This is a genomic window from Nostoc paludosum FACHB-159, from assembly GCF_014698835.1.
GTDB classification, from domain to species: domain Bacteria; phylum Cyanobacteriota; class Cyanobacteriia; order Cyanobacteriales; family Nostocaceae; genus Nostoc; species Nostoc paludosum.
Map to the genome: position 1 here is coordinate 81,893 of NZ_JACJTU010000010.1, position 24,548 is coordinate 106,440.

The following is a 24,548-nucleotide window of genomic DNA, read 5'->3' on the forward strand; positions in this document are numbered from 1 at the left end:
GCGGCTAATTTTGTTAGTAATTTAAGCCAGATGTACTTAAATTAACTGATAAATTCCCAAAAATAAATTTTGTCATCCCTATTCGTGAATGAACTCGATTAGTTATGCTCCTAGATTTAGAAAGATTTTATCAGGCTTGCAATCCAAGTAGACCTCTAATGATAGGAGATGCAAGCGATCGCCGATATTATATCGATTTTGCAGCGGTGCGGGGTGGCAAAATCATTGAGGCATTACAGCGCACCATCACTCGCATCTCTCCAGATTCACCAACTTGTCAGCTTTTTACGGGACATCTTGGCTGCGGTAAATCAACGGAATTGTTGCGTTTGAAAGCTGAGTTAGAAGTGCAGCAATTTCATGTAGTTTATTTTGAGTCCACCCACGTTTTAGAAATGGCAGATGTGGATGTGACTGATGTTTTATTAGCGATCGCTGGTCAGGTAAGTGAAAGCCTGGAAGCGATGAAAATTAAACTCAAGCCTAGATATTTTACCAAATTGTTTGGCGAAATTGTCGATTTTTTGCAAACACCAATTGAACTGGGAGTTGAAGCCGAGTTATCTGTGGGGATTGGCAAAATTACAGCTAAAACCAAAGAAAGTCCCCAATTGCGGCGGCGGTTAAGGGACTATTTAGAACCGCGAACGGCGAATATTTTGCAGTCAATAAATCAAGAACTATTAGAACGTGCCAATCAAGAACTTAAAACCAGGGGAAAAAGAGGGCTGGTAGTAATTGTTGATAATTTGGATAGAGTAGCAATTCGACCTTTACCATCGGGGCGATCGCTACCAGAATACTTGTTTATTCAACGGGGCGAACAGTTACGCAAACTAAATTGTCATATAGTCTATACTATTCCCCTAGCTTTGACTTTCTCCAACGATAGCGCCGAACTTCAGCATCGTTTAGGCGGAGGAGTAGCACCAAAAGTTTTACCGATGATACCTGTGCGTTTGCGCTCTGGAGAAATTTTTCCCCAAGGGCTAGCATTGATGCGACAAATGGTGCTAGCGAGGGCTTTTCCCGACATTTTACCTAGCGATCGGTTAGGCTTAATTACAGAAGTGTTTGATAATTTGGAGACCTTAGATCGGTTGTGTTTGATTAGTGGTGGTCATGTGCGCGACTTGTTGGGGTTGTTGTTTGATTGTTTGCGGGAACAAGATCCACCCTTCGAGCGGGAGTGTGTTGAATTGGTGATCAGAAGACAGCGAGACTACCGAGCCAACGCCATTGACCCCCATGAATGGGAACTCATCTTTCAAGTGGTGCAACAACAAAGGGTCAGAGGTGATATTGAATACCACACTCTATTGCGGAGTTTATTTGTATTTGAATACCGCGATCGGGAAGGGGCTTGGTTTGCCGTCAACCCGGTTTTAGCAGAAACGCAAAAATTTAAATCATGGTTGAACGACAATCACAAGTAGATATAAGAGCAAATAACGAGCGGGCATTGAGGAGTTTAGGGAGAGCGATCGCACTTTCTAACGGTCAATTTTCCCTAGTTTTAGTATCCTGCAATTATCGAGTTTTGCAAGAGGAAATGTTGCAGCGACTCGAAGAAATGTCTTCAGGATTATACCACATTCAAAAAGTAGTTTTACCCCACAATGCCAGAAGTCTTTACACAACTATTCATTTACAATTAGTTACCGAAAATCAGCCGCCATCAGCGTTAATGATTTTGGGTTTGGAGTCCGTGGATGGACTTGATGATTTCTTAAGGTCGATTAATCATATTCGTGATGAATTTCGCAAGCGCCATCCATTTCCGATAATTGTGTGGATGAATGATGAAGTTTTGCAAAAAGTGGTACGTTTAGCACCAGATTTTGCGAGTTGGGCGGCGACACCGATTCAATTTGAAATGACAACTAGTTCGTTGCTGCAATTTCTCCAACAAGAAACTGATTCTTTGTTTGCCAGAGTTTTACCCAAAAATAATGCACAATCCCAAACATCGAAATTTGCAGAAAATTATTCTACTCTAGGGCAAGTTTGGGAACATAACTACGAACTCCACTTTGCCATCAGAGAATTACAAGATCGTGGTATTACCTTAGAACCAGAATTGCACGCGAGTTTAGAATTTGTTTTTGGCTTAGATAATTATGTTAGCGATCGCATCAATCCAGCCTTAAATCATTTCCAGAAAAGTTTACAAATTTGGCAGAAATTGGGAGATCAGGGGAATGAAGAGGACGCGGTGACAGGGAGACACGGGGACGGGGTGAGTAAGAATGTCTCCGCGTCCCCGCGTCCCCGTGTCCCCGCGTCCTCTTCTTCGCGGGATGAGGTAGTATTTTCTTCTCCCCCATCTCCCCCATCTCCTCTATTTTTAAGACAGGGAGTTTTACTGTTTTATCTAGGGTTATGTTGTTGTCGTTTAGCAGAGCAAAATCAAGTAGAAAATCGCCGTCATTGGTTAGCAGCAAAATCTTATTTTCAGCAATGTTTGAATATTTTACAAATAGCTGGATGTGTAAATATAGTTGCTGAATTTATTGGTCAACTTGCTGAAGTTTTGCAAAACCTCCACGACTGGGAACAATTGCAAATTGTTGCTCAAAGGTCTTTGGAGTTGCATCAAATTTATGGTAGTCAAATTCAACTTGCTTGTGACTACGGTTTTCTAGCACAAGTGGCTGTACAGCAATCACGTTGGCTACAGGCGACTATTTTAGCACATGTATCACTACTGAAATTAGGCGAAGCGCAAAAGCAGCATGACCCTTATAACTGCTTATTTCCTTTATTGTTGGCGCAAATTTATTATTTAATATTAGCGAAAGCACAGCGCAATTTAGGCGAACAAGGAGTTGCGCGGGAATATTTAGAAAAGGCAGCAAAAGAACTGCCAGAAGCTTTAGAATACAGCGCTCATCAATATGATGCCCATCGTTATATTCGCTTGTTGCGGACATTGCGATCGCTTTATTTTGAAGAAGGACGATATTTAGAAGCTTATTACATTCGTCAAAAACGCCGTTCTGTGGAACAGCAATATGGTTTTCGGGCTTTTATTGGTGCAGGACGTTTGCAACCCCAAAGACAAGCGACAAACCCAGCATTAATGTTACCTGCTGGGAGTAGCAGTGTTGCTTTAGAAATTGCCGCTTCTGGTCGAGAGCGAGATATTAATGATTTAATTGGCAGAATTAGTCGTGCTGACCAAAAGTTAACAGTGATTCACGGTCAGTCGGGAGTTGGTAAGAGTTCCACGGTAACAGCGGGTTTAGTTCCAGCACTGCAAAATCGAGCTATTGGCGATCAAATTGCGGTGCCTGTGGTGCTGCAAGTTTATAGCGATTGGGCTAGGGAATTAGGCAAATCTTTAAGTGAGGCCATGTCTCAGATTAAAGGAGAAGCAGCCATTGAGCCGGAGGTTTTACCGGAGTCTTTTACGCCTAGCACCATTGTGAATATTTTACAGCAATTAGAAAAAAATGCTGACAATCATTTGATTACAGTTTTAATTTTTGACCAGTTTGAAGAATTTTTCTTTGGATATAGCGATCGCAATCAAAAGCAAGCATTTGATAAATTTATTAGCGACTGTCTCCAGATATCTTTTGTCAAAGTTATTCTTTCTTTAAGAGAAGATTATTTACATCGTTTATTAGATTTTAAACATCTTTCCTCCCTAGAAGCAATTAACAACAATATTCTAGATAAAAATATCCGTTACCAATTAAATAACTTTTCGCCAGAATATGCAAAAACGATTATTAAAAAATTGACAGAGCGTTCTCAATTACATTTAGAGCCTGCTTTAATCGATGCCCTAATTGCAGATTTATCAACAGAATTTGGAGAAGTACGCCCCATAGAATTGCAAGTTGTGGGAGCGCAAATTCAAGATGAGCGAATTACTACCCTGGAACAATATCAGCCGTATAGACCGAACAAACTAATTGAGCGATATATTAAAGAACTAATCAAAGACTGCGGCCCGGAAAATGAACGAGCAGCTTTACTGGTTTTATATTTATTAACAGATGAAAGCAACAATCGACCTTTTAAAACTCGTGCTGAATTAACCGCACAATTAACAGAGTTAGAAGATGCTAGCAAACTAGAATTAATTTTAGATATTTTAGTCCGCTCTGGATTAGTGGTTCTTTTTCCCGACGTACCAGAACGCTATCAACTAATTCACGATTATTTAGTAGACTTAATTCGCTACTTGCAACAACAGGAATCAAGCTTACAAGTCCAACTCAACCAACTACGCCAAAAAGTAGAACAAAGTCAAGCTGAAATTGAGCGACTCAAAAGCGAACTGAGCCAAAAAAAGCAGCCAACCAAATTAATAGATAGTCATCCGCAACAGGGATTGGGTTTATTAACAGAATTGCGAGAGTTACAAAAACGCGAAGAATTAAGTCAGTTAGAAATTGAGCAATTGCGAGCTGAACTTAAAGAAAAAGAATTAACAGCGAAACTAGCAGAAAGTCAAGAAAAACAAAGACTCAGTGAAGCGAAATTAAATCGTTCTTTGAAAATTGCTTTGACTGCTTCTGTCTTGGCGATATTTGGTTTAAGTGTTTCCATAGTTACAGCAATAGATAGCGAGATTAAAACTCTGAGTGTATCCAGCGAAGCTTTATTTGCCTCCCAAAAAGGTATTGATGCTTTAAAAGAAGGTATAAAAGCTGGTAAAAAATTACAACAAACAATCTGGGTAGATTCCAATACCAAAGAGCAAGTGCTGACGGCTCTCTATCAAGCGGTTTCCGGGGTAAGAGAATATAATCGTTTCGACGGGCATATATCTGGGGTAAATAGTGTTATATTTAGCCGCCATAGCCGTTTAATTGCCTCAGCCAGTGCAGACACTACAATTAAAATCTGGGGTTTTGATGGTAGCTTGGTTAAAACTTTGTCAGGACATAAAGATGTAGTCAATAGCATCAGTTTCAGCCCCGATAGCCAAGTTATTGCTTCGGCTAGTCAAGATAAAACAGTGAAACTATGGAATCATCGGGATGGCAAACTAATAGCCACTCTATTAGGACATCAAGCTGTGGTGAATAGTGTGAGTTTCAGTCCCGATGGTCAACTTATTGCTTCGGCGAGTACAGACAAGACCATAAAACTTTGGACTCAAGACGGTAAATTACTCAAAACCTTAGAGGGACATAGTAGTGCGGTTTTAGCTGTTGCTTGGTCACCCGATGGACAAACCATTGCTTCTGGGAGTGCTGACAACAGCATCAAGCTTTGGAGTCGAGACGGTAAGTTACTGAAAACCTTTCCAGGTCATAATGATGCAGTTTTAAGTGTAGCTTGGTCGCCTGATGGTAAAACAATAGCTTCCGCTAGTTTAGACCAGACTATCAAATTGTGGAGTTTAGAAGGCAACCTCCTGAGAACCTTATCAGGCCATAGTGCAGGAGTTACTAGTGTCAGTTTCAGCCCCGATGGTAACACGATCGCCTCTGCAAGTACCGACGAAACCCTCAAACTTTGGAGTATTGAAGGTGTGTTGCTCGGTACCCTCAGGGGACATAATAATTGGGTCAACAGCGTTAGTTTCAGCCCAGACGGTCGCACCTTGGCTTCTGCAAGTCGCGACAAAACCGTTAAACTTTGGCGTTGGGATGATGTGCTACTGCGAAAACCCAAAGCCGATAACAACGATTGGGTGACGAGTATCAGTTTTAGCCCTGGAGGTCGCATTTTAGCCGCAGCCAGTCGAGACAAAACCGTAAAACTTTTCAATCGAGAAGGTAAATTGTTCCGTACTTTCACTGGGCATCAAAGTCAAGTTTGGGGCGTTAATTTTAGTCCTGATGGTAAAATAATTGCCTCAGCTAGTAAAGATAAAACAGTAAAGTTGTGGAGTCGGGGTGGTGAATTGCTCCATACATTACAAGGTCATAATGATACAGTATTGGGTGTAGCTTGGTCGCCTGATGGTCAAGTAATTGCATCAGCGAGTAAAGATAAAACAGTGAAGCTTTGGAGCCGTAACGGTATACTGCTTAACACCTTGCAGGGACATCAAGATGCAGTGAATTGGGTAAGTTTTAGTCCTGATGGCAAATTTCTAGCATCGGCGAGTGATGATAAAACAGTGAAACTATGGAGTAAAGATGGTAAATTAATACAAACATTGGCTGGTCATAGCCGTCGGGTAAATGGGGTAGCTTGGTCACCTGATAGTCAAATTCTCGCCTCAGTTAGTATTGATAGCACAGTGAAGATTTGGAATCGAGAAGGTGAATTGCTAACTAATCTTGGTGGGGATGGTGATAGTTTCATCAGTGTCAGCTTTAGTCCAGATGGTAAGACTCTAGCAGCCTCCAGCGATGACAAAGTGAGAATTTGGAACCGCGATGGAACGTTGCTGATTGCTTTGAAAGGTTATAAAGACGAGTTAACCAGCATCAATTTCAGCCCTGATGGCAAAACTTTAGCTGTAGGAAGTGCCAACGCTACAGTGATTTTCCAAGATTTAGCAGATATCAAACTGGATAAATTGCTGGCACGGGGTTGCGATTTACTGCATGATTATTTGCAGACTAATCAGAAAGTGATGAAAAGCGAACGCGCCTTGTGTTCTGATAGGTGATGGAGAACAATGTTTATAAGTATCATACCTGAGTTAAGCGATCGCACTCCATCGACTCAAACGATAACTTTAAAAAATGCAACAACTAATTTTCAGTTTGATTGAGATGTTGTTGTAGCCAATCGAGCAAATCATCCATTGTTGTAAAATCCAACAAGGCTTCCCCAAGTGCTTCTAACTCTTGCAGTGAAAGAGACTGTACTTGCTTTTTCACTTCTTCGGGTAACTCTCCTACTCGTTTTTGTAGTAGCCGTAGAACTAGTTCTTGCTGTCCGCGTTCGTAGCCAATGCGCTCGCCTGTGGTAATGTAACTCATACTACGTTCCTGTTCAAATTGCTTAAATTCTTCCCAAAACTCCGTATACTACTTCTTTAATACAGTAGATAATTGGCGCAAGCGATCGCTAACTTCTAAGTTAGACTCTTGCGATCGTAATTGTGGTGGTATCTCTGCTAACAAAAGTGGATTTTCTTGCAACCATTCATTAAGGGCAACCCCACTGAATAGCTTACGTATTTATACGGGATTTTAATATTAAAACTTTATATTTTTTATGATTATATTAGGATTGATATAGCAACATGATTTATTGCCTACGACTCGTTTGATACGCGATCGCTTATAGCAGATTACGGACGCGATCGCACCTCAAAAATTCTAGTCTGATAAATAACTCAAGTTAAAATTAAGAAGATGATAGGATCGACGATCAAAATACCGAGGTTTTGATCACGTAGCCCGAACTATGTCAAAAAATGGAACAGCAGCTAGCTCAACTACCACCTGACCAACTTTCCCTAGTTAGCAACTTTTTAGATGCTCTACAAGACACAGGTATTATAGGATATGAGGGGTATTAAGTGAGTGCCTTGAATGCCAACAACTGTCCAACTCAGAGGTCTATATCGTCTTAGCTATTGGCTAACATATATCATGCTTCAGCCCATACATCTTGTGTGCATTGATGACAGAACTAGCAACCTGTATGTCTTGGCTGGAAATACTGAGAATCTTGAGTTCCAAATTACGCTAGATGGGGAGGTGTTCTGATGAGTCAGGTCAATTATGCAGCTATGTCTGACGACGAGTTAAGGCGATACTTCCTCCGACATCGCGAGGATAAAATGGCCCTCCGAGCATATTTAGATAGACTTAGCAATCGTCCACACAATGTAATCACAACCGTAGACGATCCCGATTTTGATGCCAAAATTCAAGCGGCAATTCTGCGGCAGATGCAAGCAGCAAACAATGATGGTGAGGCGGGGGTCTAACACTAAACGATCGCATCCTCAAAAATTTTTATCGCTCTCAAACCTTATACCATTTCCCGAAAAATTTGATACAAATGTAAACCATGAAAGCCTTGCTACATCTAAGTTATTTAATTGCGAATTGCGAATTGTGAATTGGTATTACTTCTGATCAATGGAGTTTACCTATATTCCGCAATTGAGGGTGCTTTGGGCTTTCGATGTTGTCCTAAGACTGACTATTAATCATGGCAACAATGGTAGATAAAGGCACCTCTGCAAAGTAATTTTGCTGAAATTGTTCTTCGCTGACGGCGGCTAAAAACTGTGTAACAGCTGCATCAGCATTGGCTTGGGAGATGCTGTTGGGATTCCAGGTAATTTGCAAATCGCGGTCTTGTCTTGTAACTGTGAATCCCCAATATTTTAAAGCTTTGATTCCTAAAAATAAGGTGCGATCGCTAATGCCAAGTTTATCTAAAAGTTGTACGCGAGTGACTAATTGATTGGTACGACTGAGATATTTAGCAATCCCAACCAAGGTTCGCCAGATTTCTTTTGGTGGTTGGTGGTTGGGTTTAGACCAAGCAATAGCTAGTTGTTGTTGATTATCAATCGTAGACGCTGAGTTGCTTGCTGCTAAACATCGCCGCAACCATGCACGTAAATCATCCCAGTTCGTCGGACAATGTTCAAGAATTACTGCCGAAGTAGCTAGAGACGGGATTAATCGCGTTTGTGCTGAGTTGTCCTGATTCCGTAAGTCGAGGATGAATGGCAAGTATTGAGTAGTGAGTGCTGAGTTTTCACTTGGGCGGACGGCAATTAATCTAATTTCATAGCGTTTTTTAAAGGTATTGTAGTCGAGTTCAACTATACAATCACACCTGCCTATGGGCAATTCATCTTTGTAGTGTCCCCACCAAATACCAGGAAAGGGACTTCTAGTTGAATCATCCCGAATCTCAAACTCGGTTTTAATGTACTGTACCTTTTTTCCTCGCCAATCTTGCTGATTGCGATGCCAACTATTTTCAAACCAGCAGTTTTGAATTAGCAATTTGGGAACAGGGTTACCCATTCCACAAGGTTCTAGCAATTTCAATTCTAAAAATAACTCTTTCCCCAAGTCTGCAACTCTTACCACTATGTCTGCTTGCACCGTTGGCGTGAGAGTTGTACCGCCCAAAGATTGCCGTAACTGCTGATTAATCGCTGCTGTAAATAAAGGAATATTCTCAACAGGCAAACTCAAGCCCGCTGCAAAGGGATGTCCGCCAAAGCGGTGCAACAGATGTGCTTGCTCTTTCACCAACTGATACAAATCGACGGAATTCACCGAACGGGCGGAACCACGGGCTAGTGATTGGGGATTAGGGACTGGGGATTGGGAAAATTCCTCCCCAGTCCCCAGTCCCTCAGTACTCAACAAAATTGTCGGGCGTCCTGTTTCTTGTGCTACTTGTCCGGCGACTAAACCCAAGACACCGGCAGGCCATTGGGGATCTTCGAGGACAATAACGCTGGTGGTTGATAAATCTAATTGAGTAAGTTTTTGTGCGACTTGGGCTTGTACATCTTTTTGCAAGGATTTGCGGCGAGTGTTTGCCAGTTCTGTAACTTCGGCTAATTCGTTACAACGTTTGGCATCACGACTAGTTAATAATTCGACGCAGAAACTAGCATCGCCTTGGATGCGGCTAACGGCGTTGATTCTGGGCCCCAAACCGAAGGAAATATCTGTGGGGCGATCGCCACTTTTCTGGCACAATTCTAATAATCGCCCTACCCCTGGTCGTCGTCGTGCTGTCGGTGGCTGTTGAAAATCTGCTTGCAAGCGTTGGATTCCCAACTGTGCTAAATAGCGACAATCTCCACTCAACTGCACCAAGTCAGCAATTAATCCTACTGCAACTAAATCTAATAAATCCTCTAATGGATGTTGGGGAACATGCGGCAAAGTTTGATAAAGTGCTTCCACCAATTTATAAGCTACCGCCACCCCAGAAAGATTAAATAGCTGATGTTCCTTTGGCAGATATCGGGGATTAATAATTGCTGTAACTGGTGGGCGTTCTTCAGGTAATGTGTGATGGTCGGTAACTATGACATCAATACCTAATTCTTTGGCATAAATAATTTCATTAATATTGGTGCTGCCCGTGTCACAAGTAACTATTAATTTACAACCTTGTTTTGCTAAATTTTCAATTCCTTGATTATTTAATCCGTGAGATTCTTTTAAACGATTGGGAATGTAATAAACTAACTCAATATTTTGGATAAAAAACTCTCCCAATCCATCCCAAAGTACGGCGGTAGAGGTGATGCCATCAGCGTCAAAATCTCCCCAAATAGCAATTTTTTCATGACCATCGCGGGCTTTTTGTAAGCGGGCGATCGCCAAATGTATTTCTTGTCCAAACTCAAAGGGACTTGCTGCTTGATAAGCTTTATGGTTGATAAAAGCTGATAATTGTGATTTTTCTTTAATTCCCCGTTGCCACAACAGTTGTGCTGCATACAGTCCATTTGATGCAGGCGTATGCTGTTTCACCGCTTGAATAAACCACTCTGGCGGTTGTTCTGCTGTTGCTAGATTCCACTGTTGTTCTGGCATATAAAAAAAGTCAGAAAAGTAATAAATTAAGTCTTAGAATTTTTGAATTATTCTTGGGGTAATAGGCAATGGGCAATAGCCAATAGATTTTTTTCAGACATGACTTAGGATTGCTATATATAGGATTCGTATTTGATTTTTGAACAAAATTCTATACCCTTTAATCTTCTATATAAAACTCCTATTTTATTTTTGAACAAAACTCAGTACACTGAATCTTCTAGAATCCTATTGCCTATTGCCTATTGCCTATTGCCTCCTGCCTACCCACATATATAAATTAATAAATAGTTTTACTACCAATTTCTCAACCGAAAGCGCACTGGCATTTTATCGGACGGATAAATTAACAGGTTTTGCTGTAATTGTTCTAGAGAAGAACGGCCATTGACTAACTCCCAGTCGAAGTAGCGAAGTAATAATGCTAGCATTACAGTTGATTCCAGCATTGATAGATGCTCTCCCAAGCAACGATGAGGCCCTGAGCCAAAGTCTATCATTGGCAGTGAACTAGTTTCCTTACTCTTGTCTAACCAACGTTCTGGTAGAAATACCTCTGGATTAGCATAAACTTCAGGATCTCTTCCAGCAGCAAGCATTGACCAGGATACTCTTGTACCGCGAGGAATTACTTGACCCTCAATTACAGTGTCGCGTTGAGCCTCCAATGAAGTCGAACCTGAGGCAATTGAATAAAGGCGCAATGTCTCCTTGATAATTGCGCGAATATAAGCCAATTCCCTGAGGTTTTCTGTATTAATACAGCCTTTGCTTTGCCAAACTTGGTCAACGATGTCCCGTGCTTGCTGAAAAACCCTTTGATTTAAACTCAACTCTCCTACTGCAAAGGATAAAGTATGGGCTGTTGTATCAGTACCAGCTATTAATAATTCAAGAGATTCTGCTATTAATGTTTGGCGATTGTATTTTGGTTCTTTAGCAGCGATTTTGACTAACATTGATTGCCTAAACAAAGGACTGACTTGTGGTAAATCGGTCTGGTTTTGTTCTCTCATCTGTAAAGCTAAGTCTACACGGGGAATCAGAAATTCCTCTAAATATTGCTTTGCTGCCCAATAATCTCGTGAATTCTTACTTGGCAAATATTTCATCCATATCTTCTCGCCAGCAGCTTGTCGTAGGAACCGATAGCCTAAAACAGACATCGCTTCGTACAGCTTGATAACTTCCAATGGTGGCCCTTCAGGACTAGTACTGTTTCTATTCACAGGAATTCCTAGTACAAGAGAGGAAATCACTCTCATTGTTAGTTCTACAAACAGAGGATCTACCTCAACTTCTTTTGGCGGTGCAGTTTCTTTGACTGTCTCAATTACTTGTTCGCAAGCTTGGTTAATAATTTCAATATATTTGGAGAGACTGCTAGAACTGAATTCTGGGTTCCAAGCCTTGCGTCGCCACTGCCACTCAGTGCCAGTTTCTCCGATCATAATGGAACCACTCATATCGTTCCAAATTTTACGCATTTCCTCAGCTCTAATTAAGCTACCATCTCTCATCCCATTGACAATAGTATCTTCGATCGCTTTGGCCTTACTTAAAATGACAATTGGATAGTTGCCATTCCAAATAACATACATCGAGCCTAGCTGTTTACTCCAATCAAAAAATTGCAGAAATAATTTCTTCTGTTTCACTGCTGCTAATATTTGCGGAAGATTTCCTAACAGCCAGTGTTTGGGAGGAGAAGGGAGTGATTCTAGGGATTTGTATGTATTCTTTTGTTTCCACCAACGCCAACCCAGTGTTCCCGTTATGCTAGAAACGCCTAAGACTGTCGCTAAATATGGAAATGAGGAAGAATAATCAATCTGAGCAGTAATGTCTTGAAACATGAATCCGCCTTTGCCTAACAAAAACTTCAGATTACCCAGATACTAACTTATTGTTTACCAATTAGTTCAGCCTATTTTTATTTCTCGAAAGTAATATTAATAAGATGATAGGTACTTTTAACTCCTAACTCCTAACTCCTAACTTGTATTAAATTGGTGATTGGTCTTCGGTGGTTTGAGATTCGCTCACTAGGGGATTAATTAGTATTTCATTAGCAGCACTATCGGGTTTACGGGCGCGAATTGCTGGACGCGATCGCCTGTAACCTGCTCTTTCTGCTTTTTGGTGCTCGTAATCAATTAATCTGCCATAATATTCATGTTTGCTTAAATTCATCGACAAGAAAATATGCTGGCGAATATTACCAAAACCTTTGCGATTAAAAAACTTTAATGCTGAAACATTGGTGGGGTCAGTATCTACTAGCATAAATCGCGCCCCATCTTCAATCATGCGGGCGACTACTTTATCAACTAATTTGTCTGCTACTCCCCGACGCTGAAATTTAGGACTAACTCCCAACCATAAAATGTAACCGTAAGTCCAAGATGCTTTGGTAATTATGGTTCCCAAAACAAAGCCTGCTAATTCTCCGTCTCTTTCAGCCACCAGGCAATATTCTGGATCTGTATTGTAAAGTCCAATTACCTCCCATTCATCCCAGGTGCGGTATAAATAAGGATATAAATCGCTGGTAAATAACTCTTCTCCCAAATGATAAACAGGAGAAATGTCATCAATTCCTAATTCGCGCACATAAATCGCTTCAGTTTCGTCAAAGCTAGACATAAATTTCTAAATTTTTAACTGTATAATGGGAAGAATTCAGAATGAATTAATTTAGTAGAATTCGTATCTTTATTCATTATAAATTATCTTGATTATTTAATAATTTTGACCTTTAACTCTTGTACAGACGCGATGAATCGCGTCTCTTGTACAGACACAATTCATCGCGTCTGTACTCCTAACTTTTATAGCGATACTTCTTGAATGCTATCAATATTTGGCAAGGGATCGTTCGCAGTTTCTTCAGTGACTGACGTGCGATCGCACCGCTTGGCGAAGGTACAATAATCACAAGTTTTACTACCCTCCGCCACTTGCGGAAACTGTACGTTATTTTGGTAATCTGCCAACCAATTAGTTAACTGATTTAACAATTGGTTAAGTTTCTTGGTTATTTTTATATGTTGAGTAGTATTGTAATTAAATTTAATATTTTGTGGTTTACCTTCAGATTGCACAAACCAGTAAGTCATGGAAATATTTTCTGGCGAATATGCGCTGGTTTCAGCCAAAACATACATATAAAGCCGTGTTTGCCAGTTGGATTCTAACTTGCGCTTATGAGGTGGTTTCGGATAAGTTTTCCAGTCGAGAATTTGCGCTTGTTGGTTATCTGCAATCAATAAATCATAGACAACCGTCAACAAATAGTTCTGAATTTGCAGAGTGCGGTAGTGTTCGCTTTCACGAAAGGTTTGATTGTCAGTTGCAGACATTAAAATTTCTGGGGCTGCATCAGCAAAACCAGCCATCCAGCTTTGTAGTTGAGGATCTGCTTGGAGGAAACTATCAATTGGCAAACCCATTTCTCGCTGCTGCATCAGCAGATGAAAGCGGCTACCTAAAGTTTGCCGTTCCTCGTGTTCGGGATTTGTCGGCGAATTAAGTTGTTCTAAGTAAGTGTGCTGGAATTTACGCGGACAAGCTTCTAGTAAGTTGAGTTGTCCTTGAGACAGTCTTAGTAGTTGAGTGGTAGTTGATAGCATCCTTCTATTGTAGAAGCAATGTTTAACAACAACCCACTCCAAATTTAACTTCTATAGAGCTATTTTTTACTACCGTCCTCATCGTTCTCCAGATCGTTCTGCTTCTCGGAATCTTTAGTTTTTCCCTGGGATTTGATGGAGCCAAAGCTATAGGCCATAGCTATTTTAACTATGTCGAAATATGCAGGGTGATTATCTTTGTTAATAATTGCTAAAGAAATTGACCCTGCGACTAAGATGACTAAAATAGGGGAAAGTGTTTCTTTTAGAGTGGTGTTGCTGTTGTTTGGCATGGTATAATCTCCTTTGAAGAAGCCTTTGGCTGAAGTAAAAAATAGCCAAAGGCAATTGATTAAGTTCCAACATGAGATTCGATTAGTACTGTTTTCTAAATCAAGAAGTAAACAATTAACGCCAAGATTCAATAATCATGGCGATCGCAAACAAACAAAACAAAATAACCGCTATCCGAAACAACCATTGCCATAACGCTGCGGATAATATTATGCCTGCAATGGAAACAGCGCCAAGCACCTTAGATAGAACCAAGGCGATTCCTAAACCAAGTAAAGTAAAGAGAAAAAACCTCAGCCCTTTAGTAGCCCACTTAAATAAGTGATTTTCGTCGTTTTTGAGATTGGTATTCATAGTTTTTGTCCTTTTTTGACAGTTGAATCTTGCTAGCCAACACATACCCGACTTCAGGAGCGAATAGTTATAAAATTGCTCCTAGCAAGTTAAGGAAAACTACAGCGATACTCCTCAATCGAGTTAGCTTGGTATTTTTAGATAATGAAAATTAAGCTCCAAGATTAATACAGTTGAGTCAAAGGAATTTATGTTTGAAGGCAAGTAATCTCAACGCGATTAACTCTTAGATAAATTGCAATGGCAATTTGAAAATTCATATTAGGCGCTAAATGCTCGTGATGGCGCAGAACGCAGATTACGCGCATCAAGCCCTAGAATGACAACATACTTGGAATACTTGCCTTTTTGACAAACTTCAGAATCGAGGCATTACTCACTAAGTTTCACGGAGTTAACTGTAAACTTACTAAGTTACTCGATAAACTAGGTTAAACTCACTATAAAGTAACTTAGTTACTTAGTCAAGGTATAAAGTGAGAAAATTGTCAAAAAAGCACCATAGCATAGCCGTAGCCAGATATGTTAGGACATAATGACAAGCGTTAATGCTAGGAATGGTAATAGTTTTGCCTCTTGTCTCCTGCCTCTCGCGTAAGTATAGACAGTTCGCATAACCGTCCTTTTTGAGAGATTTATTTCTCACATAGTGAGCTAACATTGGGAGTGTAGTTTGTATTGGTGAGAGCATGAGTGCGATTCCCCAAGATTTTGTCGTGGCTTTAGCCCAAGAACGGGGTGTATCTAGCAGTGAGCTAGAGGTGTTGTTAGGTGTGGTTGAGGACAAATCGCCAAGTGCGATCGCTAAAGAATTGAAAATTAGCCCTGAGGCAGTACGCAAAAGATTAAGTGAGGTTTATAAAAAATTTCATGTCAGGGGTGTCGGCCCCGGAAAGCTCACTAAGTTACAGCAAGCGATCGAAAGTGAGTATCGAGCATCTTCGGTGAGTGTGAAATCCATTGCCAGCAAGCCTCCAGATTGGGGTGAAGCACCTAGTATCAGTGGTAGCTTCTATGGACGAGGAGTAGAACTGTCTCGCCTCAAGCAATGGATTGTTCAGGATAAATGCCGATTAGTAGCGCTATTGGGGATGGGGGGAATTGGCAAAACCACTTTGTCTGTAAAGCTGGCAGAGGAAGTGCAATATGATTTTGAATACCTGATTTGGCGATCGCTCCGCAATGCCCCACCTCTCAAAGAACTCTTGGCTGAGGCGATCGTATTTTTATCTGATGAAAAAGAAATTGATTCACCAGAAACTGTAGATAGTCAAATAACCTTGCTGATTAAATATTTACGAAAACAGCGTTGTCTTTTAGTCTTAGATAATGCCGAAACGATTTTGCAAGGGGGCGATGCCTCCCGCAAAGATTTCATCCTACGTGCCGGAGAATATAGAGAAGGATATGAGGCTTATGGCCAACTACTCAAACGTGTAGCAGAAGAAGCGCATCAAAGTTGTTTACTATTGACTTCTCGCGAAAAACCCAAAGAATTTGCTCCTTTAGAGGGAGAAACATCGCCAGTCAGAACACTATTATTAGCTGGCTTAGGAGAAATAGAAGGGCAAGAGATTCTTAAAGATAAAGGTATATTTGGCTCAAAGCAAGATTGGGCAAAGTTAGTTGAGAATTATTCAGGCAACCCCTTAGCACTAAAGTTAGTTTGTGAGCCGATTCGGGAGTTATTTGGTGGTGATATTGCCGCTTTTCTGAATCAAGGCGAGATAATTTTTGGTGACACTCGTAATTTATTAGATCGGCAATTTGAACGTTTGTCAGAGCCAGAAGCGGAAATTGTCTATTGGTTAGCAATTAAGCGTGACCCTGTTTCTTTAGAGAAATTGTTAAATGATATTGTCCGTTTACCAAAAAGAGAATTACTAGAAGCCCTAGAATCTTTACGACGGCGATCTCTAATTGAAAGAGCTACAGAAGGAATTAATTCAGTTGCTACTTTCACACTCCAACCTGTAGTAATGGAGTATATAACAGACTGTCTATTAGAAGATATTTGCCAAGAAATTATTGATGGTGAAATTGCAATATTTAAAAGCCATGCTCTCGTTGAAGCTACAGCCAAAGATTATATTAGAAATACTCAAATTAGTTTGATACTTAAACCAATTTTAGATAGGTTAAAAACTATTTTTCTAAATTCCAACGATCTGAAAAATCAATTAATACAAATTGTATCGAAAGTTCGAGAAAAATTTCCACCAGAACCAGGCTATACAGTTGGAAATGTCCTGAATATGCTTTGTCAACTACAGGTTGATTTAAGCCGCTATGACTTTTCTGGTCTAATTATTTGGCAAGCATACTTGCAAAATGTGAATTTGCATGATGTTAATTTTACTGGCTGCAATCTTGCTAAATCGATTTTTGCAGAAACCTTGGGTAGTATTTCATCGGTAGTATTTAGTCCTGAAGGAAAACTTTTGGCTACGGGTGATGTTGATGGTAAAACTCAGCTATGGCAAGTTGCAGATGGTAAATCACTTTTGACCTTGATAGGGCATAGCAGCCCAGTATGGTCAGTGGCCTTCAGTCCTGATGGTCAAACTCTCGCTAGCGGTAGTGACGACCAAACAGTGAAATTATGGAATATCCATGACGGGAAGTGCCTTAAAACCTTGCAAGGGCATACTAGTAGGGTAAGGTCGGTCGCCTTCAGTCCTGATAATCAAACTCTCGCTAGTGCCAGTGAAGATCGAACAGTGAAATTATGGGATGTTCGTAACGGCAAGTGTCTCAGAACCTTGCAAGGGCATACTAGTTGGGTATGGTCAGTCGCCTTCAGTCCTGATGGTGAAATTCTCGCTAGTAGCAGTGATGACCAAACGGTGAAGTTATGGGGTGTTGGCGACGGCAAATGTTTTAAAACTTTGCAAGGGCATAGTAATTGGGTACGGTCAGTTGCTTTCAGTCCCAATGGTAAAATTCTCGCTAGTGGTAGTGAAGACCAAACCGTAAAGTTATGGGATGTTGGTGGCGGCAAGTGTCTCAAAACCTTGAATGGGCATGGTAATCGTGTCTGGTCAGTAGCCTTCAGTCCTGATGGTCAAACTCTCGCTAGTGGCAGTGACGACCAAACGGTGAAGTTATGGGATGTTGGTGGCGGCAAGTGCCTCAAAACCTTGTACGGGCATACCAATCGGGCATGGTCAGTTGCCTTCAGTTCTGATGGTCAAACTTTGGCTAGTGGCAGTAAAGACCAGACGGTGAAGTTATGGGATATTCGTGATGGGAGATGCTTCAAAACTTTGCAAGGGCATACCGATAGAATACGCTCAGTCGCCTTCAGTCCTGATAATCTAACTCTGGCTAGCGCTAGTGAAAACCAAGCGGTGAAATTATGGGATGTTCGTGACGGCAAGTGCCTCAAAACCTTCCAAGGACATACTAATCGAGTATGGTCAGTTGCTTTTAGTCCTGATGGTGAAACTTTGGCTAGTTGCAGCGAAGACCAAACAGTGAAGTTATGGAATGTTCGTGACGGAAACTGCCTCATAACTTTACATGGGCATACTCATCGAGTGCGGTCAGTAGCTTTCAGCCCAGATGGTCAAACTTTAGCTAGTGGCAGTGACGACCAAACAGTAAAGTTATGGAATATTGCTGACGGAAATTGCCTCATAACCTTTGAAGGGCATACTAATCGGGTGTGGTCAGTCGCCTTTAGTGCTGATGGTCGAACTTTGGCTAGTGGTAGTGACGACCAAACAGTGAAGTTATGGGATATTTGCGAGGGCAAGTGTGTCAAAAGCTTGGAGGAGCATACCAATTGGGTTTGGTCAGTCGCCTTTAGTCCTGATGGTGAGATTCTCGCAAGTGGCAGTGAAGACCAAACGGTGAAGTTATGGAATGTCCGCGATGGTAAATGCCTGAAAACCTTACAAGAGTATACCAATCGGGTACGGTCAGTAGCCTTTAGTCCTGATGGTGAAACTTTGGCTACTGGCAGTGAAGACCAGACAGTGAAGTTATGGAATGTCCGTGATGGTAAATGCCTCAGAATTTTGCACGAGCATTCTAGTTGGGTAAGATCGGTAGCCTTCAGTCCTGATGGTAAAACTTTGGCTAGTGGCAGTGAAGATGAGACGATTAAATTGTGGGATATTCAAACTAGTGAGTGCTTAAAAACACTGCGATCGCCAAAACTCTACCAAGGAATGAAGATCGCTAAAGTGACAGGCTTAACCGCAGCACAGTTAATGACCCTCAAAGCCTTAGGAGCAGTAGAAGATACAGAACAAAAATAAAAGGTAAAAGGATGAATTTAGTATTCTTAGTTCATCCGTTTACCTTTTTTATGTACCTGATGCTTATTTCATGTTAGCCCTTGCGTCCCTCACTGCGGCAAAGAAAAATAAACCTGTGAGTGGAATGCTTAATGCAAGGATAATTGCTGTGGTTGTGACGCCGAAATCTGGTTGTCCGTAACTGAGTTCAAAAATCGAACCAACAGCTGCGATCGCACTGACACAACAAGCACCTAGAAACAAACCGCTTTTTGGAGTTAAATACACTACTATTCCCCTATGCTACTGGTTTGACCGCTTGATACGAGAAGCCATTCTTAGATAGCTCCTGGGCCAAAGTCAAGGAGTTTTCTACACGGTCTACAAACACCACACCATTTAGGTGATCCATTTCGTGCTGAATGCAGCGTCCCAACAGGTCGTTAGCCTTTAAAGTTTGAGGACGACCATATTCGTCTTTATAGGCGATTTCCACGACTTCAGGGCGCTTTACATCCAGGTATACGTTGGGAATACTTAAACACCCTTCTTGGGCAACCGAGATGTCGCGGCTGACTTGTTTAATTATGGGGTTGATCAACACCAAAGGTTGATTCGCTGCGTTGTCTGGTTCCAGGTCAATGACAATTAATTGTTTGTGAATTCCCACTTGGGGAGCAGCCAAACCAATGCCATCTTTACTGTACATAGTTTGCAGCATTTCGCGCACCAGTTTGCGGAGTTCGTCATCAACTTTAGAAATCCGCTTTGCACCTTGACGCAGCACGCGATCGCCTAAATAATGAAGCTCCAAAGGCGGATTTTTTAACTTTTTTTTCTCGACAGCAATTTCAGAAGGCATGAGTCTTGATGGCTAGATGGTGAAAATTCCTACTTCAATTCTATCAACCTGGGGAGTGGCGAGTGGGAAGGTGGGGAGATGAGAGAGTAGGGAGTGCTGAATTCACCAATTTTGAGTTATCAATTATAAATTCTGAATTCTGACTCGTGAATCACTAATCACGAATTATGAATTACGAATTACGAATTACGAATTATTGACTGGGGTGATTTGTGTTGAAATCTCTCACGAAACTTGACTATCTGCTCAAAGAAACTTTTCTTGGCTTACTGCGGGGAGGTTGGATGAATTGGGCAGCTGTCAGTACTGTGACCGTATTGTTATTTTTATTCGGCTTGAGTTTGCAAACTTCTTGGCAAGTCGAAAAACTTCTCTACCAGTTCGGTAGCCAGCTAGAAGTATCAGTTTATCTCGAACCGGATATGCAAGTTCAAAGCATTGAGCCACTGATAGCAAAAATGCCACAGGTAACAGCAATACAAACAATTACTAAGGAGGAAGCCTGGACTAAGTTAGTGAAGGAAATGAGAATTTCAGATATTGAAGGCGTTACGCAACAGCTAGGCGAGAATCCTTTGGTTGATGAGATCAAGGTGAAAGCGCGTAATTCTCAAGTTGTGCCAACTTTAGCAACCCAGTTGGCTAAGTTACAGGGAGTTGAAACGGTGCAGTATGTCGATGAAGCAGTCAAACGAATTGCCCAGTTGCACCGGGGTTTGAACTGGATTACTTTAACAATTACAATTATTTTGACTGTAACAGCGATCGCCGTGACTACCACCACAATTCGCCTGATTGTCATGGCGCGACGCCAGGAAATTGAAATTATGCAATTAGTGGGAGCAACTTCTATTTGGATTTACCTCCCGTTCATTTTACAAGGAATTGCTTTTGGTTTAGTCGGTGGTGCGATCGCTTGGAGTTTTATTTCTCTGATTCAACAATTTCTCCATAAATTGCTAACCAATCAACCAGAGTTTATTCAAGTAATCACCAACGGAATACAACTTACTCCAGCCCAAATTTTATTATTACCTCTAATTCTCTTGAGCTTCGGTGCCACGGTAGGATTAATTGGAAGCTTATTTGCTGTCAGGCGTTTTGCTAAAGGATAGGCATTGGGCATGGGTAGAGGAGAGGACAAAGGAGGAAATAGTTATGAAATCGCAGTGGGAATGTTTTTTAGAAAATCTTGGTGTCTGGGAAGGTTCATTTACCAATTTTTCTCCCCAAGGTACACTTCTCAACGATACTCCTAGCCGTCTTTCCCTAGAACAGTTGAGCGGTAGCCAGAAAGTGCGCCTAACTCTGAGCCGTTCGGGACAAGATTTGATTAGAGAATTTAGTTCTGTGGGAGGAGGTTTGCTGTTTTTTGAAAATGGTTCGTTTTCTGAAGGTTTAATTCAGATAGGGCCGTTTTCCGAATTCGGTGGAGAACTCGCTTTTGTTCATGAAAATCGCCGCTTACGTCTGGTGCAATTATTTGATAAGACAGGTAATCTCAGCGGACTAACTCTAATTCGAGAACATCTAGCTGGAACCCCAGCAGCAGAACGTCCACCTTTGCAGTTAGATGACTTGTTAGGAGAATGGCAAGGTGAAGCAGTGACAATATATCGGGATTTGCGATCGCCTGATACTTACTCTACAACTCTAAAATTAGAATTAGATAACGCTGGGCGATTAATTCAAAGTACTTCTTTTGCAGGACGCACAATTACTTCAACTGCTACCATCAAAGGTTCCATCATTCTCTTTGACGAAAATCCCGAAAAGCAGATACAAGTATTACTGCTACCCGATGGCAGTTCTGCAACCTCACCACTAAAGGTGCAATTACGTCAACCCTTATTTTTAGAAGCGGGTTGGTTAATTCAACCAAACCTCCGCCAAAGGATGATTCGCAGCTATAACGACAAAGGCGAATGGGTTAGCCTGACATTAGTTACTGAACAAAAGGTGTAAGGGTTTGGATGGCTGATGAGTTACTTTAAGGAAACCTTCAATGGTACAAACCTCTGCTAAACCTCTGACTCTCACTGAATTCCTGGATTTACCAGAAACAGAACCTGCCAGTGAATATATTGATGGGCTTATCATCCAAAAACCAATGCCACAAGGAGAACACAGCGCGATTCAGACAGAGTTAGCACCTGCAATTAATTTAATCGTAAAACCCCAAAAAATTGCGCGGGCTTTCTGTGAACTTCGCTGTACATTTGGAAATCGCTCAATTGTGCCTGACATTTCTGTGTTTATGTGGGACAGAATTCCTCGTCAAGAGAATGGTGGAATTGCTAATGTCTTCTCAATTGCCCCAGATTGGACAATTGAAATTCTATCTCCCGATCAAAGTCAAACTAAAGTTATCAAGAATATTCTGCATTGTCTCAAGTATGGAACTCAGATGGGATGGCTGATCGATCCTAAAGAAAAATCTGTGTTTGTTTACTTGCCAAATGAAGCAACTAATGTCTACGAAGAACTAGAAACAAAGTTACCAGTGCCAGAATTTGCTAAAGATTTTAGCCTGACTGTAGAAGGTTTATTTAGTTGCTTGCTGGAGTGATGTAGTTACGCCGTTTCTCAGTAATAATTTTATAGATAAGTTGGCGTTCGCTCTAACCATCTAATAAGAATTCTATTACTTAAAACATTTACTTTATCAATTCAAAAGACATCTCCAGAAATTAAATATGCGTTATCCAGAACCCTTGTAGAGACGTAGCATTGCTACGTCTCTACATTATTTTTCACTCCTATGTTTAAAGATATTAAAGTAATAATCAGGCAATTTGTAGCGTGCTGGGTTCAGGGATAGATTCACCTTCTAATTGCCAAGCTTCGAGGTACATTTCAATCACTTCTTCGCCATTACGAATAGCTTCTTCACGAGTTTTGCCGTGAGTACAAGGCATAATAACGCGATCGCTAAACTCTGGAATAGTGACTAGAAAAAGCTGATCTTCATTAGACCATTGAATAATCATACTGTATTGATTCATGAATTCTCATCCTCTCTTAACTCTTGGAGTTCAGTTAATAACTTTCCTAACTGCTTTTCCAGGTACACTGGCACATCATCTCCATCCTTGCCCGAAATTGTTAATGTTTTTCTCAGCAAAGGATGTCGCCAACGTTCATGACTACCTTTCACGCTTAGGCAGATAAACGAATCCTTCACGTGAAATCTGGGCTTTTAACTCCCGAATTTTCTGGGCATGAACTTTTATCTACTTATACTAAGTAACAACGACGGTGTAATGCTTTCTTAAGTAAACCTTGATATTCTTCATCCCCAACTCGATAAGCACCAAATCTTTCCAAATGCGGATTCATCATTTGAGCATCAAAAAATACAAATTTCCTCTGGCGTAATCTTTCTACCAACTTAACCATCGCTACCTTTGAACCATCAGGAATGCGGTAAAACATTGACTCGCCAATGAAAGCACCACCAATAACAATTCCCAAAATTCCCCCAGCTAGTTCATCACCTTGCCAAGTTTCAAAACTATAAGCATAACCAGTCTGGTAAAGTAGCCAGTAAATATCTTGTAATTCTGATGAAATCCAAGTTTCTTCACGGTTAGCGCAGCCAGCCACCACAGCTTGAAAATCCCGATTAATCGCCACACTAAAACGTTCTTGATTGAGGACGCGCTGCAAAGACTTGGGGTAGCGAAACCTCTCATCCAAAGGAATGAAAGTCCGATCGCGACTTCCGTACCAACTCAGGCGATCGCTATCATCAGCCATGAGAAAATAGCCTTGAGCATAACCTTGAACAATAGCAGCGATATCATATTGCATAAATATAAAAAACACTAGAGAAACGCAATTTGATGCTAACAATCATTCTCTGCGTTTCTCTGCGATTTCCTTAGCGTTCCTTTGCGTTTAAAAAAATGACTGAACCAATTCCAGCAATTACTCTACCACGTCCTGAAAATCCGCAACTCGAAGGTGAATGGTTGCGAGAACGTCTACTGCGGTGGCTAGATACAGAATTTATCCCAGAAGCAGTTAACCAAAAGATTGCTCAACGAGCCGCACAGATTTTTGTGCGTCAACGCATGGAAGGAGAAAACGACCTTGGTTCTCTGGTAATTGCCATTGTCACAGAGATGCAGTCGTATGATTTTTCCAATAGCTTTTATGGAGAGTTTGCGATCGCCAACGCCGTTAGCGATCTACTCTTAGAAAGTCTGGGAATTGATAAGTGTTGCGGTCAATAATTTTTGTTTTTTGTCCTTTGTCATTGTCGTTTGTTATTCACCAATGACTAATGACTAATGACCAATAACTACCAACTAGACTTAACTACTCCAGGCAAAAGGCCTTCATGCGCCCATTCCCGCAGCACATTCCGAGATAACCCAAAATCGCGGTAAACACCTCTAGAACGACCAGTCAACCAACAACGGTTACGGCGGCGGTTGGGCGCACTGTTCCGTGGTAGTTGTTGAATTTGCCGATGAATTTCTAGCTTATCAAGGGGAGATTCTGTAGTTCTGAACTCTTCCAACAGAGCTTCCCGCTTCTGGGCATATTTTTCTACCAATCTGGCGCGTTTTTTCTCGCGCTCAATCATGCTCTTTTTTGCCATATACTCTCTAACTTACATTTAAAGACAGCATTTTCCATTCTACAGTCTTCTTTTCAATTCTAGATTACTTGTGTTCTCCAGTGGTCTGTAAAA

Annotated in this window: 21 protein-coding genes and 1 pseudogene; 9 read left to right on the plus strand and 13 right to left on the minus strand. The window is 41.1% G+C overall.

What is annotated here, in order from left to right; all coding sequences use genetic code 11:
• Positions 1-104: 104 nt before the first annotated feature.
• Positions 105-1,436 carry a P-loop NTPase fold protein gene (locus H6H03_RS12665; RefSeq protein ID WP_190955454.1) on the plus strand — a complete coding sequence of 444 codons (1,332 nt, stop codon included), beginning with the start codon at positions 105-107 and terminating at the stop codon, positions 1,434-1,436.
• Entirely contained in the window at positions 1,412-6,586 is a 5,175-nt protein-coding gene (locus H6H03_RS12670) for a WD40 domain-containing protein (RefSeq protein WP_190955455.1), read from the plus strand. The genes H6H03_RS12665 and H6H03_RS12670 overlap by 25 nt, the downstream gene beginning before the upstream one ends.
• A gap of 85 nt (positions 6,587-6,671) precedes the next feature.
• On the opposite strand, the pseudogene H6H03_RS12675 reads toward H6H03_RS12670, so the two are convergent.
• Positions 6,672-6,944: pseudogene (locus H6H03_RS12675) on the minus strand (DUF4351 domain-containing protein); the annotation flags it as partial.
• Positions 6,945-7,460: 516 nt separating this feature from the next.
• Between H6H03_RS12675 and H6H03_RS42000 the strand changes: the two are divergent.
• Positions 7,461-7,637 (plus strand): DUF6888 family protein, encoded by a 177-nt coding sequence (locus H6H03_RS42000; protein WP_390842237.1) that lies wholly within the window; start codon positions 7,461-7,463, stop codon positions 7,635-7,637.
• Positions 7,637-7,861 carry a DUF6887 family protein gene (locus tag H6H03_RS12680; RefSeq protein ID WP_190955457.1) on the plus strand — a complete coding sequence of 75 codons (225 nt, stop codon included), beginning with the start codon at positions 7,637-7,639 and terminating at the stop codon, positions 7,859-7,861. Before H6H03_RS42000 ends, H6H03_RS12680 begins: the two co-directional genes overlap by 1 nt.
• 208 nt (positions 7,862-8,069) lie before the next feature.
• On the opposite strand, the gene recJ is transcribed toward H6H03_RS12680, so the two are convergent.
• The 6 genes from recJ to H6H03_RS12710 all read right to left on the minus strand — a co-directional run bounded on the left by recJ (position 8,070) and on the right by H6H03_RS12710 (position 14,740).
• Positions 8,070-10,460, minus strand: a complete 2,391-nt coding sequence (gene recJ, locus H6H03_RS12685; protein ID WP_190955458.1) for a single-stranded-DNA-specific exonuclease RecJ — start codon at positions 10,458-10,460, stop codon at positions 8,070-8,072.
• A 296-nt stretch (positions 10,461-10,756) separates the two neighbouring features.
• Positions 10,757-12,316: a cytochrome P450 gene (locus tag H6H03_RS12690; protein WP_190955459.1), complete on the minus strand. Its 1,560-nt coding sequence runs from the start codon at positions 12,314-12,316 to the stop codon at positions 10,757-10,759.
• 148 nt (positions 12,317-12,464) lie between these two features.
• Positions 12,465-13,106 (minus strand): GNAT family N-acetyltransferase, encoded by a 642-nt coding sequence (locus H6H03_RS12695; RefSeq protein ID WP_190955460.1) that lies wholly within the window; start codon positions 13,104-13,106, stop codon positions 12,465-12,467.
• Positions 13,107-13,291: 185 nt separating this feature from the next.
• Complete coding sequence (locus tag H6H03_RS12700) at positions 13,292-14,092, minus strand: PD-(D/E)XK nuclease family protein (protein ID WP_190955461.1); 801 nt, start codon at positions 14,090-14,092, stop codon at positions 13,292-13,294.
• Between the two features lie 59 nt (positions 14,093-14,151).
• Positions 14,152-14,385 (minus strand): hypothetical protein, encoded by a 234-nt coding sequence (locus H6H03_RS12705; RefSeq protein WP_190955462.1) that lies wholly within the window; start codon positions 14,383-14,385, stop codon positions 14,152-14,154.
• A gap of 115 nt (positions 14,386-14,500) precedes the next feature.
• Positions 14,501-14,740 carry a hypothetical protein gene (locus H6H03_RS12710; protein WP_190955463.1) on the minus strand — a complete coding sequence of 80 codons (240 nt, stop codon included), beginning with the start codon at positions 14,738-14,740 and terminating at the stop codon, positions 14,501-14,503.
• Positions 14,741-15,429: 689 nt separating this feature from the next.
• Between H6H03_RS12710 and H6H03_RS12715 the strand changes: the two genes are divergently transcribed.
• Positions 15,430-19,005, plus strand: a complete 3,576-nt coding sequence (locus H6H03_RS12715; protein ID WP_190955464.1) for a WD40 domain-containing protein — start codon at positions 15,430-15,432, stop codon at positions 19,003-19,005.
• Positions 19,006-19,068: 63 nt separating this feature from the next.
• Here H6H03_RS12715 and H6H03_RS12720 read toward each other — a convergent pair whose 3' ends face one another.
• Positions 19,069-19,272, minus strand: coding sequence for a hypothetical protein (locus tag H6H03_RS12720; RefSeq protein WP_096534973.1), 204 nt, complete (start codon positions 19,270-19,272; stop codon positions 19,069-19,071).
• 10 nt (positions 19,273-19,282) lie between these two features.
• Complete coding sequence (gene def / locus H6H03_RS12725) at positions 19,283-19,846, minus strand: peptide deformylase (protein ID WP_190955465.1); 564 nt, start codon at positions 19,844-19,846, stop codon at positions 19,283-19,285.
• A gap of 212 nt (positions 19,847-20,058) precedes the next feature.
• Between def and H6H03_RS12730 the strand changes: the two genes are divergently transcribed.
• Genes H6H03_RS12730 through H6H03_RS12740 form a run of 3 tightly spaced genes read left to right on the plus strand, consistent with a single transcriptional unit; the run spans position 20,059 to position 22,415 of the window.
• Complete coding sequence (locus H6H03_RS12730; RefSeq protein WP_190955466.1) at positions 20,059-20,961, plus strand: cell division protein FtsX; 903 nt, start codon at positions 20,059-20,061, stop codon at positions 20,959-20,961.
• A 43-nt stretch (positions 20,962-21,004) separates the two neighbouring features.
• Entirely contained in the window at positions 21,005-21,811 is an 807-nt protein-coding gene (locus H6H03_RS12735) for a DUF3598 family protein (RefSeq protein ID WP_190955467.1), read from the plus strand.
• 40 nt (positions 21,812-21,851) lie between these two features.
• Positions 21,852-22,415 carry a Uma2 family endonuclease gene (locus H6H03_RS12740; protein WP_190955468.1) on the plus strand — a complete coding sequence of 188 codons (564 nt, stop codon included), beginning with the start codon at positions 21,852-21,854 and terminating at the stop codon, positions 22,413-22,415.
• Between the two features lie 217 nt (positions 22,416-22,632).
• Here H6H03_RS12740 and H6H03_RS12745 read toward each other — a convergent pair whose 3' ends face one another.
• Genes H6H03_RS12745 through aat form a run of 3 tightly spaced genes read right to left on the minus strand, consistent with a single transcriptional unit; the run spans position 22,633 to position 23,659 of the window.
• Positions 22,633-22,851, minus strand: coding sequence for a type II toxin-antitoxin system HicB family antitoxin (locus H6H03_RS12745; protein WP_190955469.1), 219 nt, complete (start codon positions 22,849-22,851; stop codon positions 22,633-22,635).
• A complete protein-coding gene (locus H6H03_RS12750; protein ID WP_390842243.1) occupies positions 22,848-23,030 on the minus strand; it encodes a type II toxin-antitoxin system HicA family toxin in 183 nt (60 codons plus the stop codon). The genes H6H03_RS12745 and H6H03_RS12750 overlap by 4 nt, the downstream gene beginning before the upstream one ends.
• 53 nt (positions 23,031-23,083) lie before the next feature.
• Positions 23,084-23,659 carry a leucyl/phenylalanyl-tRNA--protein transferase gene (gene aat / locus H6H03_RS12755; RefSeq protein ID WP_190955470.1) on the minus strand — a complete coding sequence of 192 codons (576 nt, stop codon included), beginning with the start codon at positions 23,657-23,659 and terminating at the stop codon, positions 23,084-23,086.
• Between the two features lie 95 nt (positions 23,660-23,754).
• On the opposite strand from aat, the gene H6H03_RS12760 reads away from it, so the two are divergent.
• Positions 23,755-24,084, plus strand: a complete 330-nt coding sequence (locus H6H03_RS12760) for a hypothetical protein (RefSeq protein WP_096534965.1) — start codon at positions 23,755-23,757, stop codon at positions 24,082-24,084.
• 68 nt (positions 24,085-24,152) lie between these two features.
• Here the strand turns inward: H6H03_RS12760 and rpsN are convergent, their stop codons facing one another.
• Entirely contained in the window at positions 24,153-24,455 is a 303-nt protein-coding gene (gene rpsN / locus H6H03_RS12765; protein ID WP_096534964.1) for a 30S ribosomal protein S14, read from the minus strand.
• Between the last annotated feature and the right edge of the window lie 93 nt (positions 24,456-24,548).